Below are 17,630 nucleotides of genomic sequence, written 5' to 3'. Positions count from 1 at the left end.
GGCGGGGGTATTGGTCGCGGGGGTCCTGCATCGTCAAACGATCGGCCATGACGTCTCCTTTTCACTGGGTCGCCCTGAACAACACGGACGCCTCCGCGCCCGTTCCGATCAAAAGCCGTCGCAAGACCTGCGGCTTGACCGAACACCGGTCGAAAAGCGCGAGGCGCAAGAGGCGGAATCTTAAGGTTTTTGCGGCAAAGCTGCTCGGGTCGGCAGGAAAGTCGTCGCAGATCAAAGCTGAGCGGACGACGTCCATGACCATTCTGAACCGCAACAACGTCAGCGTCATTGGCGACTCCGGTCCGGTTCTTCTGTTCTCGCACGGCTTCGGCTGCGACCAGGGCATGTGGAGATCGGTCGCCGATCGGTTCGACGGCGTGGCCCGCATCGTCCTGTTCGACCATGTCGGCGCCGGCGCCTCGGACAGCGCCTGTTTCGATCCCGAACGTCACGCCGATCTGGGCGGCTACGCCGACGACCTGATCGAGGTGATCGAGGCGGTCGGCCTGGGTCCGGTCGTCTTCATCGGCCATTCGGTGGGCGCCAGCATCGGCGTCATCGCCGCCGTCCGGCGACCCGACCTGTTCCAGTCCCTGGCCCTGGTGTGCGGTTCGCCCCGCTATACGGACGCCGAAGGCTACCGCGGCGGTTTCGCCCCGGCTGACATCGCCGATCTGCTGGCCCTGATGGACAAGAACATCGCCGAATGGACGACGGCCGTGGCGCCCGCGATCCTCGGGCCGTCAGCGGCTCATGGCCAGGCCGACTGGAGCGCCAGCGTGTGCCGGGTCGATCCCGACATCGCCCGCCATTTCGCCCGCACCACCTTCCACGCCGACGACCGCGACGCCTTTGCGGCCCTGGCTCTCCCCACCCTGTTGCTGGACAGCCGCGACGACGCCGTGGCGCCGACCTTCGTCGGGGATTGGATGGAGCGCCACATCCCCCAGGCGCGCCGGGTCGTCCTGCCGACCGAGGGCCACTGTCCCCATATGACCGAACCCGATCTGGTCGAGGCGGCCCTGCGTCGCCATCTGGACCTGCCGCCGCTGGACCTGGCGGCCTAGATGCAAAGTCCGTCCGTCCTGCTGGATCTGTTGAGCCAGGCGCCGGGCGGCCTGGGCCTGGTCGATCCCCATGGTCGGTTGCTGTGGCTGAACGACTATCTGGCCGAACTTCTGGACCTGCCCGCCGGAGACCAGGCCGAGGATCGCCGTCTGGTCGATCATCTGACGCCCGCCAGCCGGATCATGGTTCAGACGCGGCTTCGTCAGGAGCTGGCGATGGGCGGGCGGCTGGAGGAGCTGGCCCTGGATGTGCTCGCCTCCAACGGCGACCGGATTCCGGTCATGGTCAGCGCCGCCCAGACCCTGGGGACCGAAGGGCCGCTGATTCAACTGTGCGTCTCGCGCGCGCCCGTTCGTCGCGCCTATGAGGCTGCGGCGCCCCTGGCCGAAAAGCGCGCCGAGGCGGAACGCCGGTCCGCCCGCGACGTGATCTCCGCCTTTGTGCGCCATTGCCCTGTGCCCCTGATTATGACGGATGCCGACCTGGTGGCGACCGGCGTCAGCCAGGCCTGGGAAAAGACCTACGGCCGACCGGCGCAGGACATGGTCGGACAGAGGGTGGACTCGCCGGCCAGGGCGCGCCCGGCCCAGATCGATTGGCCCAAGGTCTACGCCCGCGCCCTCGCCGGAGAGGCGATGAGCAGCGACGGGCCCGTCCGCTCGGCCCTGGTCGACATGTGGTTCGAATGGGCGGTCATACCCTGGCGCGACGCCGAAGGGGCGATCGGCGGCCTGCTGCTGATGAACTTCGACGTCTCAGCCCTGGTCCGCGCGCGCGACGCCGCCGCCGCCGCCGACGCGGCCAAGTCGCGCTTCCTGGCCAATCTGAGCCATGAACTGCGCACGCCGCTGAACAGCGTCCTGGCGCCGCTGGAACTGCTGCGCGGACACGCCCTGCCCGAGGCGGCCCACAAGGCGCTGGAGACCGTGGCCCAGGCCGGGGCCGAGGTGACGCGCCGCATAACCACCCTGCTGGACTTCTCCCAGCTGGAAGGCGGAGGCTTCACGCCCCAGTCGTCGCCCCTGTCGGTGCGGACCCTGTGCGACGAGGTGCTGACGGAATGCGCCGACCTGATCGGCGACCGGCCGATCGTCCTGAGCGGCCCGGACACGGGCGCCGACGTCCAGGTTTCGGCCGACGGCGACGCCCTGAAGCGCATCCTGATCCAGCTGGTCGCCAATGGGGTGAAGTTCACCGAGACCGGCGCAGTTTCTCTGGATGTCCAATACGAAGACGACGCCCTGGTCTTCAGCGTCGCCGACACCGGCTGCGGTTTCGACATCGACAGTTTCGACGCCCTCGTCCGCCCCTTCCATCAGCGCGACGTCACCGCGACACGGAAACACGGCGGCATGGGTCTGGGCCTGGCTCTGGCCGACGGCCTGGCCCGCGCCGTTGGCGGCGAACTGACCGCCCAGAGCACGATCGGCGTCGGCAGCCGCGTGACCTTGCGCGCGCCGGCGGTTCTGCTGTCGACGCCCGGGGTCAGGTCCGCCGCGACCGATGCGGAGCCCGCCGCCCTCCGCATCTTGGCCGTGGACGACAATCCCGCCAATCTGGCGGTGCTGAACGCGGTTCTGGCCGCTACGGGCGCGGAAGTCACCTGCGCCGAGAACGGGCTGGAAGCGGTCGAACTGAGCCGGACAATGGATTTCGACCTGGTGCTGATGGACGTTCAGATGCCGGTGATGGACGGTTTGACGGCGATGCGGACGATTCGGTCCGAACACCCCTGCCCGCCCCCGATGATCGTCGTCAGCGCCAACGTCTCGCGTCCCGAAGTCGCCGAGGCGCGGGCCGCCGGCGCCGCAGAGGTGCTGGGCAAGCCCGTCGGCGCCGCCGTGCTGTTGCAGACCGTCGGCGCCGTGCTTCAGGCGGCGGCGGAACAGGCGTGGAGAGCCGCCTGAACGGCTACTCCCCCCGCTCGGCCTTCAGCAGGAAATAGGGCAGCAGGCCGGCGACCACCTGGCGGCTGGCGTCCTCGTCCTGATCCAGCATGTCGCGCAGAGGCGGGCCGATCAGGGCCTCGCCGAAGGCGCTGAGGGCGATGAACAGAACCGCCGAGGACAGCTGTTTGGGCGAGGCGGTCATGGGATCGCCCAGCTTGTCGCGGATGGCCTCGACCAGACCGTTCACCGCCGCCCGGACCGGTTCCAGATGGGTCAGGTCGCCCTTCAGCACGATCCAGGCGGCCAGCTTGCCCGCCCCGCCTTCCGCAAAGGCGTCGAAGACGGCGTTGATCAGCTCCAGCGGCGCCCCTTCGTCGGTGCGCAGCCTGGCGATGGCGGCGTCCAGGGCGTTCGACAGATCCGCCACCATCGACCCCATCAGGGCCGATTGAAGCCCCTCGGCCGAGCCGAAATGGTGGATCAGATTGGCGTGGGTCATGCCCAGGTCGTCGGCGACGGCCTTCAGGGTGACGGAGTCCGGCCCCCCGGCCAGCAAGCGCGCACGGGCGCAAGCCAGGACCTCCAGGCGGGCTTCTTCAGGGGTGCGACGACGGCGACGGACGCGCTCTATTGACATTGTTGTTAGTTACATCCATGTAGATAGCACTGGTTAAGCTCAGCGCCCGGAGAGAGCAAGTGACGGCTGAACTGATGATGGACGACGCCCTGGTCGATGCGCGGCCCCGCGCTGACGGCATGGGGCGCCCCCGGCGGATCGAGATCGGCCGGGCTTTTCGCGCCCTGCGCCGCCTGATCGCGAACAAGGAAGACACCACCCAGGTGTTCGAGATCATGAACGCCCTGGCCGGAAACTCGGTGCGACGCGGCTATATGCGCATGCTGGAGACGCCCGAGGGCGCGCGCCAGGCCTTCAAGATGGTCGAGCTGGCGGACCGGCTGCACGACCGCCCCTGGCTGGAATCCATGCCCGCCGGATCGGTGGGCCGCGCCTATCTGGACTTCATCGACGAACGCAATCTGTCGGCCTACGGCCTGGCGAACGAGAGCCGCAAGGTGGCCGACACCGAGATCGAGGCGGCCCATCCCTACGCCTGGTACGCCCGGCGCCTGCGCGACATCCATGACCTGTGGCACGTTCTGGCGGGCTATCGCACGGATGCGCTGGGCGAGGCCTGCGTGGTCGCCCTGTCCCTGCCCCAGACGGGCAGCAAGGGCTTCGGCCTGATCGCCATCGGCGCCGCCGTCGAAATGACCAAGGCCCGCACCGGCTATCCCTGCGCCCGCGCCGTCTTCGAGGCGTGGCGCCGGGGGCGGAAGGCGGCCTGGCTGCCGGCCCTGGACTATGAGGCCCTGATGGCGGAGCCGCTGGATCAGGCGCGGGAGCGGCTGGGCCTGGGAGGGCCGACCCTCTACGACCGCATCCCGGTCGAGGTCCGCAACCGCCTGCTGGTCCGGGGCTGATGCGTCGCCCGACCTGGCCCGCCGCCCTGACCTTAGCCGGCGGGGTCCTGACCGGAGCGGTGATGGCCGCCGCCCCGGCCTCGGCCCAGGACAATCCGCTGCTTGGGCGGTGGCGCACCGCCGCCCAGGGCGGGGTGGTCGAAATCCACCGCTGCGGCGCCGCCCTGTGCGGCCGAGTGGTGGACGCCGCCCCCCTGCGTCGAAATCCCGATCAGACCGATGTGCGCAACCGCGACCCGGACTTGCGGAGCCGGCCGCTCAGGGGGCTGCGCGTTCTGGACGGCTTCACCGGCGGCCCCACGACCTGGTCCGGCGGCCCCCTCTATGATCCGGACAGCGGCCAGCGCGCGTCGCGCGGAACCCTGACCCTGATGGAGGGCGGCCGACTGGCGGTGCGCGGCTGTATCGCCCCCCTTCTGTGCCGGACCCAGACCTGGACCCGGCTGCGTTAGATCAGCCCGCCATGGCGCGGCCCGCGGCCCGTCCGGTGAACAGGCAGCCGCCCAGGAAGGTGCCCTCCAGGGCGTTGTAACCGTGGGCGCCCCCGCCGCCGAACCCCGCCGCCTCGCCCGCCGCATAGAGACCCTCCAGCACCGTTCCGTCGGCCCGCAACACCCGGCTGTCCAGATCTGTCTGCACGCCGCCCAGGCTCTTGCGCGTCAGAACGCTCAGCTTGACCCCGATCAGGGGGCCGGCCGCCGGGTCCAGCAGACGGTGCGGCTTCGCCACCCGCGCCAGCCGGTCGCCCAGATAGCGACGGGCGTTGTGGACCCCCTGGACCTGCAGATCCTTGGCGAAGGGGTTGGCCATCTGGGCGTCGCGCGCCTCCACCACCCGCCGCACCGCCTCGGCCTTCAGCAGGGGCGTCGGCGTCAGGGCGTTCATGCCCGCCACCAGGGTCTCCAGATCCCGGGCCACCACGAAGTCCGCCCCCCTGGCCTTGAAGGCCTCGACCTCGGGCGAGGCGCCCTTGCCCAGCCGCGTCTTCAGCACCCGCAGCCAGTCGCCCGAGGTGATGTCGCCGTTCTGCTCCGAGCCAGAGAGGGCGAACTCCTTTTCGATGATCGACTGGGTCAGGATGAACCAGGAATGGTCGTGCTCAGCCAGGTCCGGCGTTGTGCGCAGATAGCGCAGGGTCGACAGGGTGTCATAGCCCGGCAGGGCGGGGAAAGGCAGTCGCCGCCCCAGGGCGTCCAGCCACAGGGACGAGGGGCCGGGCAGGATGCGAATGCCGTGTCCGGGCCAGATCGGGTTCCAGTTCCGCAGCCCCTCGACATAGTGCCACATCCGGTCCCGGTTCACGAGGCGGGCGCCCGCCGCCTCGGCGATGTCCAACCCCCGTCCGTCGACATAGGCGGGCACGCCGGTGACCATCGTCCGCGGCGGCCGTCCCAGCCGTTTGGGCCAGAAGCGGCGCACCTTGTCGTGGTTCCCGCCGATGCCGCCGGTGGCGATCAGGACCGACGGCGCCCGCAGGGTGAAATCGCCCACGACCTCGCGGCTGGAGGCCGCGCCCCGCGGAGCCTCGCTGGGCGCCAGGCGGACGCCCGACACGCCGGTCACGCGGCCGGCCTCGACGATCAGCTGATCCACCCGACTGCGGAAGTGAAAGGTCAGCCGCCCCTGGGTCTGGGCCTCCAGGGCGCGGGCGGCGAAAGGACCGCTGACGCCCGTCCCCGTGCCCCAGGGCACATGAAAACGCGGGACGGAGTTGCCGTGCCCCTGGGCCCGGCCGTCGCCCCGTTCGGCCCAGCCGACCATGGGGGTGAGGCGGATTCCATGGCGGCGCAGCCAGTCGCGCTTTTCGCCGGCGGCGAACTCGACATAGGCCCGGCCCCAGCGGGCGGCCCATTCGTCCTCGGCCAGGGCGCCGTCCAGCCGGTCCCAGCCGGCGCTGCCGCGCCAGTCGGACCAGGCCAGGTCGAAACTGTCGCGCACCCCCAGACGCCGCTGTTCGGGACTGTCGACCAGAAACAGGCCGCCGAAGGACCAATAGGCCTGGCCGCCCAGATTGGCGGCGTTCTCCTGATCCACCACCGCCACCTTGCGCCCGGCCTGGACCAGTTCATTGGCGGCGACCAGGCCGGCCAGGCCCGCCCCGACGACTATGGCGTCACAGTCCATTTCGTCCCTCCTGATCCGCGCCCTCAGCCCTCGCGAAAGTCTGAAATCGCACCGTCTGCGGATGGCCGTCAACCGACATCATTGTCAATAGGTATTGACATGAGAGTGAGTAGTGCGAAGCTGGCGACAACCGCCGGTGGCCCCGCCCCGTCGAGCGGAAACATCAGGCGGGAGGAAACGCACATCAGGACGCCGTCTCAGCCCGGCGTGCTCAGGGAGGATCACATGGTTTCAGCCGTCCGCACTCGCGCGCGCCTTGCGCTCTCGGTCTCCGTCACAGCCCTGCTGATGGCTGGAGCCCCCGCCTTGGCCCAGACGACGCCGCCCGCAGCTCCAGCGCCGCAGGCAGGTCAGACCTCGCCCGCCGTGGTGGACGACATCATCGTGACCGCCCAGAAGCGCGAACAGTCGGTTCAGGACGTGCCTATCGCCGTCTCGGCCCTGTCGGCCGAGGCCCTGGCGTCGCGGCAGATTGAAGGGGGCTCGGAACTGCTGCGCGCCGTGCCGAACGTGGCCTTCTCCAAATCCAACTTCAGCATGTACAACTTCTCGATCCGCGGGATCGGGACCAAGGCGGTGTCCGCCTCCAGCGACCCGGCCGTGGCCGTCAGCTTCAACAACACTCCCCTGATCCGCAACCGCCTGTTCGAGCAGGAGTATCTGGACGTCGCCCGGGTAGAGGTGCTGCGCGGGCCGCAGGGTACGCTTTACGGCCGCAACGCCACCGGCGGGGTCGTCAACATGTTCCCCGAACTGCCCAAGTTCCGGTCGGAGGGCTTCGCGGCCGGGGAACTGGGCAACTATGACAGCCGGCGCGGCCAGGCCATGCTCAACGTCCCCTTCGGCGACACCTTCGCCGTGCGCGGCGCCTTCGGCTTCACCCAGCGCGACGGCTTCGACTACAACAGCTTCAACGACACCCATGTGAACGACCGCGACCTGTTCACCACCCGTCTGTCGGCCCGGTGGGAGCCGACGGCGCGGTTCCGCGCCAATGCGATCTGGGAGCATTTCGAGGAAGACGACCACCGCTCCCGCACCGGCAAACAGCTGTGCACCACCGATCCGGGCCCGACCCAGGTCGGATCGGCGACCATCACCACCCCTTACAATCAAGATCAGTTGAGCCAGGGCTGTCTGCCGGGTTCACTGTATTCCGACGCCGCCTATGGGGCGCCCAACGGTGGTTCCTTCGGGCCGATCCGGCTGCTGTCCGGTTTCTTCAGCCTGGGCGGCTTCGACGCAAACGGCGCCAGCGTCTATCCGATCCCACAGGGCTTCGACCCCTATGAGGGCGTCGTGCAGTCGCGAGACCTGCGTGAGATCGCCACCAACTACGATCCCGTCTTCCGGGCCGAGAACGACGTCGTCCAGGTCAATCTCGAATTCGACCTGACCGACACCCTGACCCTGTTCTCACAGACCGCCTACGCCAAGGACGACTATTATGCGTCGCAGGACTATGCGCGCTACGTCTCCAACCCCGCCTTCTCGGACAGCAGCCAGGTGTTCGATTTCTTCGGCGACCTGATTCCGTCGCCGGCCGCGCCCGGCGGCGTCTACACCGATCCGCAACTGGGGCCGTCAAACCGGATCCTGTCGGCCGACATCAGCCAGTCCGACAATCGACAATGGTATCAGGAGTTCCGCCTTCAGTCCGACATGGCGGGCGATTTCAACTTCAGCCTCGGCGCCAACTATTTGGACTTCAAGTCGCAGGACGATTACTACGTTTTCAACAACACCTTCTCCTACCTCGCCGAATATTTCTACAACTTCGAGCTGGGTCCGGACGGAAGTTCGCAAACCGTACCCTGCGATGACGATCGCGTGTTCGAATGCGTCTATGTCGACCCCAATCCGCTGAGCGAAATCAACGGCGAAGGTCACAACTATTTCCGCAGCAAGAACGTCGTCCACACCCGCTCCTGGGCCGTCTTCGGCGAGGGCTATTGGGACCTGACGCCGGAACTGCGGCTGACGACCGGCCTGCGCTATACCGAGGACCGCAAGGACACGACACCCTATCCCAGCCAGCTGCTGCTGGGCGCGCCGCTCGGCGGCGGGTCCGGTCCGGGGTCGGGCGGATTCGTGCGTCGGGGCTATTACGCCCTGCCGGACATCGAACAGAAGTGGGAGGCGGTCACCGGCCGGATCGTGCTGGATTGGACACCCGATCTGTCCTTCACCGACGACACCCTGGTCTACGCCTCCTTCTCCCGCGGCTATAAGGGCGGCGGCACCAACCCGCCTCGCCTGGAGCTGGACCCCAAGGTCGTCCAGTATCAGCCCCTGGCCAGCACCTTTGAGCCCGAATACGTCAACGCCTTCGAAATCGGCGCCAAGAATACGCTGATGGACGGGGCGCTGCGGCTGAACGCGACCGGCTTCTACTATGACTACAAAGACTATCAGGTCTCCCAGATCGTCGATCGCATCTCATTGAATGAGAATTTCGACGCTGAAATCTGGGGTCTGGAGCTTGAAGCGGTCTACCGGCCGACGCCCAGTTTCCAGATCGACGGCAATCTCGGCTATCTGAAGTCCCGCATCGCCGACGGCGAGCGGTCCATCAACGTCATGGACCGCACCCAAGGCGACCCCGACTGGATCACCATCCGTCCCTGGATCCAGGTGCCGTCGAACTGCATCGCCCCGCGCGCCTACGCTGAGACCATCCTCAACAGCGCTTTCGGACCCGATGCGGCCAATCTGGCGCTGAGCGCCCTGTGCGCCGGCTCGTCGCGGTTCGGCACCTTCAACCCCAACTTCGAGTCCATCCTTCCCTTCTGGGCCCTCTACGGCTTCACCTATGATCCCCTGACCGAGGCGCCGAACGGCGGGCGGGGTTTCGAGGCCGACCTGGGCGGCAATGAACTTCCTAACTCGCCCAACTGGACCGCCAACATCGGGGCCCAGTACAGCTGGTTCCTGGGCGATTGGGACCTGACCCTGCGCGGCGACTATTATCGCCAGGGCGAGAGCTTCTTCCGCGTCTACAACACTGAATACGACCGGCTGGAGGGCTGGGACAATCTGAACCTCTCGGTGTCCCTGACCAATGAGGCGCGAGGCCTGAAGCTCCAGGCCTATGTCAAGAACGTCTTCGACGATGCGCCCATCGTCGACGCCTTCACCAACTCGGACGACACTGGGCTGACGACCAACGTCTTCACCCTGGACCCGCGGCTGTTCGCCGTGCGGCTGACCAAGTCGTTCTGAGGTTGACGACAGGCCGGTCTTCCCGGCCGCCCTGTGAGGCCGTCCCCGGCGTCGAGAGACGCCGATCGGACGGCCTTATGTCGTTTTATATCATTGAAAAATATACGTATTTCTCCTTGACTCCGACCTACCTTCCGCGTTGTAAGTACATCGCCCCTAGCGGGTGAACACACGCTCAACGGGTCCGACCAAGGACCCACTCAAAGGGAGGACTATCATGATCAAGACGCTTTCCATCGCCGCTGCGGCGCTCGCTTCCGTCGCCGTCGCTTCCCCCAGCTTCGCCCAATCCTTCTCGCCCAGCTCGGGCAGCGTATCCGGATCGGGTTCTGTGACCCTGTCGCAAACGATCAGCGTCACCTGCAACGTCTCCATCACCGCAAGCCCGCTGAGCGCGACCAGCGCGCCCATCCCGACTCGCAGCATCTCGCCCGGCGGCATCGCCTGCTTGGCCGTTGCGCCGTCCGGCGCTTGGAGCGCGGCCGTGGTGCCGGGATCGACCACCTCGATCGCCCTGACCATCGGCGCCAACACCGTGGCCAACGATCCCTGCTACGGCACGGTGGTGGTCGCCTGGAACAATGCGACCAGCACGGCGACCTTCAACAACAACGTCCTGCCCCCCGTGAACGCCGGCGGTCGCAACTGCACCATCGTCAGCGGCTCGATCCGTATTCCGGGTCTGCAAATCCTCTAGGCTCGGCTGGTCCCCGGATCCTAAACCTGAAAGCCTGGCCGGGCGTCCGCGACGCCCGGCCTTTTTTCTTTCCGCGCGGTCCGGCTCGCTCCTAGATTGTCCCTGTGATCTCCCTCTGTCTCACGCTCGCCGGGTTCAGCGCCGCCGCCGTCCAGGCGACGCCAGCGCCGCAGGCCGATCCGCCCCCGGTGACCGTCCTGCCCGACGTGGAGGTGGCCGCCCGGCGAGGAGCGGCGCGCACCCCGCCCCAGTATGAATATGACGCCGCCCGCATCGACGCCCTCGCCGGCGGCAGCGTCGGCGACGTCCTGGGCCAGGCCGCGCGTCAGTTCAGCCCCGGCCAGCCGCCCGTGATCATCATCAACGGCGTCCGCATGCCGGACCCCTCCGTCTTTCTGGACCTGCCGCCCGACGCCCTGGAGCGGTTGGAGGTCCTGCCGGCCGGTTCGGCGGCGGAATACGGCGGCTCTCCCTCCGGCCGGGTCTTCAACCTGGTCCTTCAGCGCAGTTTCGCCAGCCGCGACGGCGCCCTGACGGCGGCCGCTCCGACCGCCGGAGGATTCCGCGAGCTTTCCGCCACGGCGCGCCAGTCCGGGCTCCAGGACCGCAACATCACCAACCTGACCCTGACCCTGCGCGACGTCTCTGCGCTTCTCGCCGATGATCGCCAGGCCTATCTGCGTGATCACCCCGACAGCGCGGGCGTCAGCCTGACGCCCGAGAGCCGGTTTCTGTCGGCCAACGCCGCCTTCAACCGCAGCCTGGGCGACTGGGCCGCCAGCCTGAACGCCTCGGCGAGCCAGACCTCCAGCCGATCGACCGCGCGGGACGCCGACGGCCTGACGGTTCTCTCCACCGACACCCGCCGTTGGGAGGTGCGCAGCGGCCTCAGCGGTTCGGTTCTCGACTGGACCGCCCAGGTCAATCTCCTCGCCACGGCCGATGTCGTCGAGGCCGAAGGCCCGACGCCTTCCCAGACCGACCTGATGAGCTGGAGCGGCGCGGTCGCCCTGAACCGCAGCCTGCCGGGCCTGGGCGCCGGCCCGATCGCCGTCAATCTGTCCGCCGATGCGAACCGGAACCGAACCCGGACGGAGACTGGGGGAGAGGCGGACCGGCGCGCCACGACGGCCTCCGCCTGGCAGGGGCAGATCACCGTCCCCCTGTCCCAGCCTGCGCCGCCGCCTGGTCTCGAGGGCGAGGCGAAGACCCTGAAAATCGGGGGCGTGAGCCTGGGCGGCCTGTCCGTCAGCCTGGGCGCGGGGGGCCGCGACACCGACGCCGGGGGCGGAAACAGTCTGGACCTGGGCGCCGCCTGGCAGCCGCGCGACCAGATCAGCCTCAGCGCCAGTTGGAACCGCACCCTGACCGCGCCCAGCGACCTGGACCGTTTCGCCCCGCCGCGCCGGGGCCCGAACGCCGTCGTCTATGACTTCCGCACCGGCCAGGCGGTCGAGGTCCAGACCCTGGTCGGCGGAAATCCCGACCTGACCGCCGCCCAGTCCGAAGGCGCGGCTCTAAACCTGTCGCTGGGCCCCTTCACCCGGTGGAGCGTCGGCTTCAACCAGGGCCTGTCCCTGGCCCGCACGCGCGACGGGATCTCGTCGAGTCTTCAGCCGACGCCACAGACCGAGGCCGCCTATCCCGACCGGTTCCTGCGCGATGCGTCGGGCCGTCTCGTTCGGATCGACCTGCGCCCCTTCAACGCCACGGCTTCAGAGACCCGGTCTCTGACCACCAGTCTGAGCCTGAACCCGCCGGTCGATCCGGAGGCCTCCGCCGCGACCTGGACGGTCAACCTGTTTCACACCTGGCGGCTGACCGACCGGACCGAGCTGGGCCGGGGCCTGCCGGTCCTGGATCGTCTGGCCGGTGACGGCGGCGGCGTGTCCGGCCAGGACCTGGGATGGACGCTCAGCCGGATGAAGGGGCCGCTGAAGATCGACGTCACCGGCCGGTGGACGGCGGGCTATCGCAGCCGGGCGACCATCGGTGAAGACGGCCCGGCCGACCTGCGGATCAGCGACTTCGCCCGCCTGGACCTGAAGGCGACCTATCGCCTCTTCCGGGACGTGTCCGGGCGACGGGCGGAAGGGGCGCGGCTGGAGCTGTCGATCCAGAACCTGACCGACGAACGCCCCTCCGCCCGCCTCGCCGACGGCGCACCCGCCCCCGGCTACGGGCGCGACAGCCGCGACCCCGTCGGCCGCCGCATCGAGATCACCCTGGGCCAGCGGTTCTAGATGTGGAGGCCCCACAGCGAGAGCCTGCGTCAGGGCGTGATGTAGATCGGATTGCCGATGAGGACGAGGCGACCGTGGATGTCGCGGACCTGAACCCGGATCCAGTGGCGCGCGCCATCTCCGGATACGGCGAAGCTCGCCTCGCCCTCCGCCGGGGTCGGACGGGCCAGGGCCGGAACCAGAGCCGCGTCCTCGATCACCTCGATCTGCCCGCCGGGCACGCCGCGCGCGGTGACGAAGAAGGTCGCCGTCGCTCCCCGAGCCAGCGGGAGCGATCCGCCCATCTCGGCCCGGGCGGGCCCCGCCTCCGCCCGTAGATCCAGCAGCCGATCAGGCCGCATGTCGATATCTATGAACACCCGCCCGGATCGGACGCCCGCCAGCAGCCCCTTGACCGAAAGCTCGGGCATATAGACCGCCGTGGTAGGGGAGCCGAGCGTGCCCAGACGTTCGGTCGGAAGGTCCGGATTGTGGATGTCGCTGCCGCCGATCCCGGTGACGTGTTCGCCCTGATTGAGCAGTCGGTCCCACAGGTCGAACCCCTGTTTAGGGCCCTCGGGCGTGCCGAACTCGTCCAGGGTGCCGCCGTTCACCACCTCGACCGCGCCGATGGAGCCGGGTGGAAGGGGATCGACGGACCAGCCGCAGCCCATACATTCCTCTCCGGTCGCTACGCCGGGGTGGTTGACCGACACCAGGCCGCCGGAGTCGTTGGCCGCCTGAATCCACGACAAGGCGTCCGCGGCGTCGGGCTGCGTCATCCGATATTCGAGAAACTGCGTCAGGCCGAAGACATTGGCGTGGCCGAAGAAGGTCGTCATCTCCCGCCCCGGCGCCAGAAGCATTTTGTCGAAATGCTCCTGCAACTCGCGCATCTCATTGTAGTGGGCGGTGGTGTTGTGATCGGTGATGGCGACGAAATCCAGGTTTCGGCCCGCAGCCGTTTCGACGGCGCGATAGACGGGGCAGTGAGTCTCCCGTCCGCTCTGGGCCGCGCAGCTGCCGTCGGAATCGCCGGTGTGGACGTGGAAATCGCCGCGATACCAGCCCGGCGCGGGATTGATCGGGGCGTCTGCGAACTCGACCGGGCGAGGGCGGGTTTCGACGGCGACGCGGGTCTCGTACTCGATCTCGGCGCCGGGGCGGATCTGCGAGGCGCTGAGAACCAGCCGCCAACGTCCTGCCGGCAGCGGGCCGGGCAGATAGCCCGGCGTCGCCTCTTCTGCGGACAGGGTGAAGACGTCGCGCGTCGTGCCGCTCCAACCCCTGAAGCGCTCAGGGTCGAACACGCCGATATCGACCCCCGCATCCTGGGTGCGCCTGAGATAGCGGAAACGGACGGTCACCCGGGTGGCGCCGGGCGGCACCGTGAAGACCACTTCGCGGTGGGTCTGGTGATCGGCGCGAGTCAGACGGCCGGTGATGACCTGTTCGGGAGGATCGACGCGGCGGTCGGCGGCCAAGGCCGAGCCGGCGGCGAAAAGGACGAGCGCGGCGAGCGTCGCGCAGAGCGGCGTTTTCATGAGGATCTTTCCTCTTCATCAGAGCCGGGACGGCGCGCGGCGTCGCCGCGCGCCGGAAAGGCTGGACTAGAAGCTGTACTTGGCGGTCAGGAGGGCCGTCCGTCCCGACTGGACGATGTCGGAGATGGCGGAGCTGTTGCGGCCGACATGCGACCAATAGCTGTGGGTTCCGGTCAGGTTCGCAATCGAAAGATCCAGATCGACCGCGCCCAGACGATAGCCCGCGTGCAGATCGACCCGCCTCGTCGGGCGGACCCAGACGTCGCTCCAGCTCGAGCCCGTCGAGAACAGATCATACTTCTGCAGGAAGTCGCTGGTGTAGCGATAGAGAAGATCCAGGGTGAAGCGGTCGTCGGCATAGAAGACGCCGATATTGCCGGTCACGTTCGGCGCGTTCTGCATGCGCTGATGGCGGCCCCACTCGGCGCCGATGTCGACTTCGGAATGCTGCAGCGTCAGATTTCCGCCGATGGAGAAACCCTCGAGCACAGGGTTCAGCGCGCCCAGCTTCTGCTGCCCTTCGAACTCGACGCCGAACAGATCCCCGTCGCCGCCGTTACGGGGCTGGTTGACGATGACTCGGCTGACCTGGCCGCGTTCGGAGTTCACATAGTTCGAGCCGCTGCCGTAGATGTAGTTGGACAGGTGCTTGTAATAGGCGCCGACGTTCAGATAGCCGTGTTGATCGAAGGTCCACCCGCCGCTGACGTCGAAATTGATCGCGTCGATCGCCTTGAGGTCCGGATTGCCGCGCGTGATCGAGGTCACGCGCGTCGCCGGATCATAGGTCTGGGTCGCCGATCCCCCCAGTTGGAAGAAGGGCGGCCGGGTGTAGCTGGTCCAAAGACTGGCGCGATAGACGGAGCGATCGCTGGGGCGATAGGTCAGGGCGATGCTGGGCAGCAGTTTTGAATAGGCGGATCGGTTGCTGTCGAAGGCGCCCAGAACCTCGTCCCCCGCCTCATTCCATTGGCGCACCCAGTAGCGGTTGTGGATGATGCTCTTTTCATAACGCAGGCCCGCCACCACCTGGGCGTCGCCGAAAACGGACAAGGTGTTGATATAGCCGGCCCACACCGCCTCGCTGCCGCTCAGGGTGTTGCAGTTCTCGTTGGTGACGACCTTCCAGGCGGCGTCGCTTCCGGTGCAGATGTCGCTGGCGGCGTCCAGCTTGGCCTGGGTGTCGGTCAGGGCGCCGAAGCGACGCGACAGTTCATCCAGATCGAAATCGGGGATCGGATAGTCGTACTGGCCGGGAAAGCCCGGAAAATACCCCTTCAGCAGTCGGCGATCATCGGCGATCGTGGCTAAAGGATTGGGTTCGTTCACCGTCCAGTCGCGGTTGCTGACGTCGCGGCTGCTGCGCACATACCGAAGCCCCCCGCTGATCAGACGGGCGAAATCGCCGTCTCTTTCGCGGCTGACGTCCAGCTTGGCGCCGTATTTGGTCTGCTCGCTGAGGCCGGTGGTCTTTTCGTAGCAACAGGCGGCGGGCATGGAGCCGGGACTGGAGGCCGCCCTTTCCATGTCCGGCGTCAGCTGGGGCACGGGGTAGCCGCTGGAATTATAGCTCACCAGGGTCGGCCGTCCGAACGGGGAGGCCCCGGCGCTGGCGCCGCCGATCGGCACCGAAGTGGTCCAAAGCTCCAGATGGTCCGGGCGATCGTTGCGCCCCTGTGAATAGAAGGCGTTGGGAGCGAACGTCCAGCCGTTCGCATGTTTGTCCATGCCCAGAGACAGGGTGATCAGCTCCGCCCGTTCCGGGTTGGTCTCGTACCAGAGCCGGTTCGAGACGAAGGGAATTGTGGTGCCGTAGCGACCGCCGCCCAGGTCAATGTACTTGCCCTGGAAGACCTTGTTGCCGTCGGCATCCAGGATGTAGCCGCCTGCGGCGTCGGTCTTGTACACATTGTCGCTGACGATCTTGGCGCCGTTCCTGTCGAGGATGAAATTCCCGTCCAGGTCGGTCTTGAACGGACTGCGCCCCTCGCGATTGACGGCGTGTTCGCCGATGATCTGGTTCAGGCTGGAGTTCTGGGTCGTGAAATAGCGGGCGGAGGTTCCCCGGAGATAGACGCTGGTGTCGGCGTCCGGCCGCCAATCCAGCGAAAGCGTTCCCCCCCACATCTCCGTCCGGCCGCTGGACACGCCGATGTTCATCCCCGCCAGGAGGATGTTGGAGATCGGGTCGACCCCGGCGGGATTGTTCCCGTCGGCGTCCACCACGGCATAGGCGCGGGAATCGTCGCCGCTGGCCGCAGCCTGCAATCCGCCCATCAGCGAATTGGCGTAGTTTCGTACCGAATAATAGCCGCTGGCGTAGACGCCGAACCGTTCCTCCGCATCCAGCTTGCGGCCGTATTCGGCGGCGACGCCCTGACCGGCGCCGTCCGCGTCCAGCCGCAGGGCCTGGCTTTCAAGACGCCCGCTGACGCTGAACGACCCGCGCGACCGTCCCGAAGAGTCGAAGGCGGTGGGGGTGCGGAAATCAATTGTCCCGCCGATTGCGTCGCCGTTCATGTCGGGGGTGGAGGTCTTTCGCAAGACCACGGTCTGCACCGCCGCGGGCGGCAGAAGGTTCAGCTGCACCGCGCGGGAGTAGGCCTGGGCCTGGGCCACCTCCACCCCGTTCAGCAGGGTCACATTGTATTCGGCGTTCATGCCCCGGATCGAGACGAACTGGCCTTCGCCGCGCGAGGCGCCGTCGATCGCATAGGCGTTGCTGCCGCTCAGGAAGGAACTGCCGTTCTGCATGACGTTGACGCTGGGCAGAAGCCCCAGAATCTCGGCGGCGTTGTGGGTGGCGGTATGCTGTAGGTCGGCGGCCGACAGCATCGACACGGGCTGGATCGCCTGGAACGCTCTGAAACCGGCGTCGCGGCGGGTGCCGACCACCACCACCTCTTCCAGCTGCGCTGCGGCTTGCTGATCGGCTTGGCGAACGGCGCGATCCGCCGCCGCCTGAGGTGCGCGCGCCGCAGGCCGAATGACTACGACATTGGACCTGCGCTGATAGGACAGGTCCTGGCCGCGCAGAAGCTGATCCAGCGCCTGCTCGACGGTCAGGCGGCCGACCGCGCCCTGCGTCGTCCGCCCCGCGACGACCTCAGGGTCGGCGACCACAGTAAGGCCCGTGGCGCGCGACAGGCGGATCAGAGCCTCGCCCAGCGCGCCGGGGGGAATGTTGAAGGCGATCGGCGCCGCGGCGTCGGACGCCGCCGGAGCGACGGCGGCCGCAGGCGTGGCCACAGCGGCGCAGGCGCCGGCGGCGAGCGCCACGGCCAGGGCCGAGGCGCGGAAGTCGTAGATCCGTTTGGTCATTCTATCCCCCGATATTCCGGCGCTCTGGCCGAGATGACGGGAGTTACGACGCCGGGGCCCG

Annotated in this window: 12 protein-coding genes; 8 read left to right on the top strand and 4 right to left on the bottom strand. The window is 67.8% G+C overall.

Going from position 1 to position 17,630, the window contains the following annotated elements; genetic code table 11:
- From AC07XS_RS07350 to AC07XS_RS07340, 3 genes are all read left to right on the top strand, one after another.
- On the top strand, positions 1 to 184 hold a 184-nt coding region (locus tag AC07XS_RS07350), incomplete at its 5' end, for a hypothetical protein (protein ID WP_321208033.1).
- A gap of 70 nt (positions 185 to 254) precedes the next feature.
- Complete coding sequence (locus tag AC07XS_RS07345) at positions 255 to 1,067, top strand: alpha/beta fold hydrolase (protein WP_182714132.1); 813 nt, start codon at positions 255 to 257, stop codon at positions 1,065 to 1,067.
- Positions 1,068 to 2,975 carry a PAS domain-containing sensor histidine kinase gene (locus AC07XS_RS07340; protein ID WP_182714133.1) on the top strand — a complete coding sequence of 636 codons (1,908 nt, stop codon included), beginning with the start codon at positions 1,068 to 1,070 and terminating at the stop codon, positions 2,973 to 2,975.
- A 4-nt stretch (positions 2,976 to 2,979) separates the two neighbouring features.
- Here AC07XS_RS07340 and AC07XS_RS07335 read toward each other — a convergent pair whose 3' ends face one another.
- Complete coding sequence (locus tag AC07XS_RS07335; protein ID WP_182714134.1) at positions 2,980 to 3,594, bottom strand: TetR/AcrR family transcriptional regulator; 615 nt, start codon at positions 3,592 to 3,594, stop codon at positions 2,980 to 2,982.
- A gap of 59 nt (positions 3,595 to 3,653) precedes the next feature.
- Between AC07XS_RS07335 and AC07XS_RS07330 the strand changes: the two genes are divergently transcribed.
- Positions 3,654 to 4,439 (top strand): Coq4 family protein, encoded by a 786-nt coding sequence (locus AC07XS_RS07330; RefSeq protein WP_321208034.1) that lies wholly within the window; start codon positions 3,654 to 3,656, stop codon positions 4,437 to 4,439.
- Positions 4,439 to 4,891, top strand: a complete 453-nt coding sequence (locus AC07XS_RS07325; protein ID WP_182714135.1) for a DUF2147 domain-containing protein — start codon at positions 4,439 to 4,441, stop codon at positions 4,889 to 4,891. The genes AC07XS_RS07330 and AC07XS_RS07325 overlap by 1 nt, the downstream gene beginning before the upstream one ends.
- Position 4,892: 1 nt before the next feature.
- On the opposite strand, the gene AC07XS_RS07320 is transcribed toward AC07XS_RS07325, so the two are convergent.
- Complete coding sequence (locus AC07XS_RS07320; protein ID WP_182714136.1) at positions 4,893 to 6,563, bottom strand: FAD-binding dehydrogenase; 1,671 nt, start codon at positions 6,561 to 6,563, stop codon at positions 4,893 to 4,895.
- A gap of 225 nt (positions 6,564 to 6,788) precedes the next feature.
- Between AC07XS_RS07320 and AC07XS_RS07315 the strand changes: the two genes are divergently transcribed.
- The 3 genes from AC07XS_RS07315 to AC07XS_RS07305 all read left to right on the top strand — a co-directional run bounded on the left by AC07XS_RS07315 (position 6,789) and on the right by AC07XS_RS07305 (position 12,725).
- Entirely contained in the window at positions 6,789 to 9,785 is a 2,997-nt protein-coding gene (locus tag AC07XS_RS07315) for a TonB-dependent receptor (RefSeq protein WP_182714137.1), read from the top strand.
- 217 nt (positions 9,786 to 10,002) lie between these two features.
- Entirely contained in the window at positions 10,003 to 10,482 is a 480-nt protein-coding gene (locus tag AC07XS_RS07310; RefSeq protein WP_156314155.1) for a PraA/PraB family alkane oxidation protein activator, read from the top strand.
- Between the two features lie 104 nt (positions 10,483 to 10,586).
- A complete protein-coding gene (locus AC07XS_RS07305) occupies positions 10,587 to 12,725 on the top strand; it encodes a TonB-dependent receptor plug domain-containing protein (protein WP_182714138.1) in 2,139 nt (712 codons plus the stop codon).
- A gap of 29 nt (positions 12,726 to 12,754) precedes the next feature.
- Here AC07XS_RS07305 and AC07XS_RS07300 read toward each other — a convergent pair whose 3' ends face one another.
- Both AC07XS_RS07300 and AC07XS_RS07295 read right to left on the bottom strand, forming a co-directional pair.
- Positions 12,755 to 14,248, bottom strand: a complete 1,494-nt coding sequence (locus tag AC07XS_RS07300; protein WP_182714139.1) for a CehA/McbA family metallohydrolase — start codon at positions 14,246 to 14,248, stop codon at positions 12,755 to 12,757.
- A gap of 66 nt (positions 14,249 to 14,314) precedes the next feature.
- Positions 14,315 to 17,569, bottom strand: coding sequence for a TonB-dependent receptor (locus tag AC07XS_RS07295; protein WP_182714140.1), 3,255 nt, complete (start codon positions 17,567 to 17,569; stop codon positions 14,315 to 14,317).
- Positions 17,570 to 17,630: the final 61 nt, after the last annotated feature.

The organism is Brevundimonas sp. GW456-12-10-14-LB3 (genome assembly GCF_059424365.1).
Note: the sequence above shows the minus strand (reverse complement) of the source record. Positions and strands in the feature narration are given on the sequence as shown.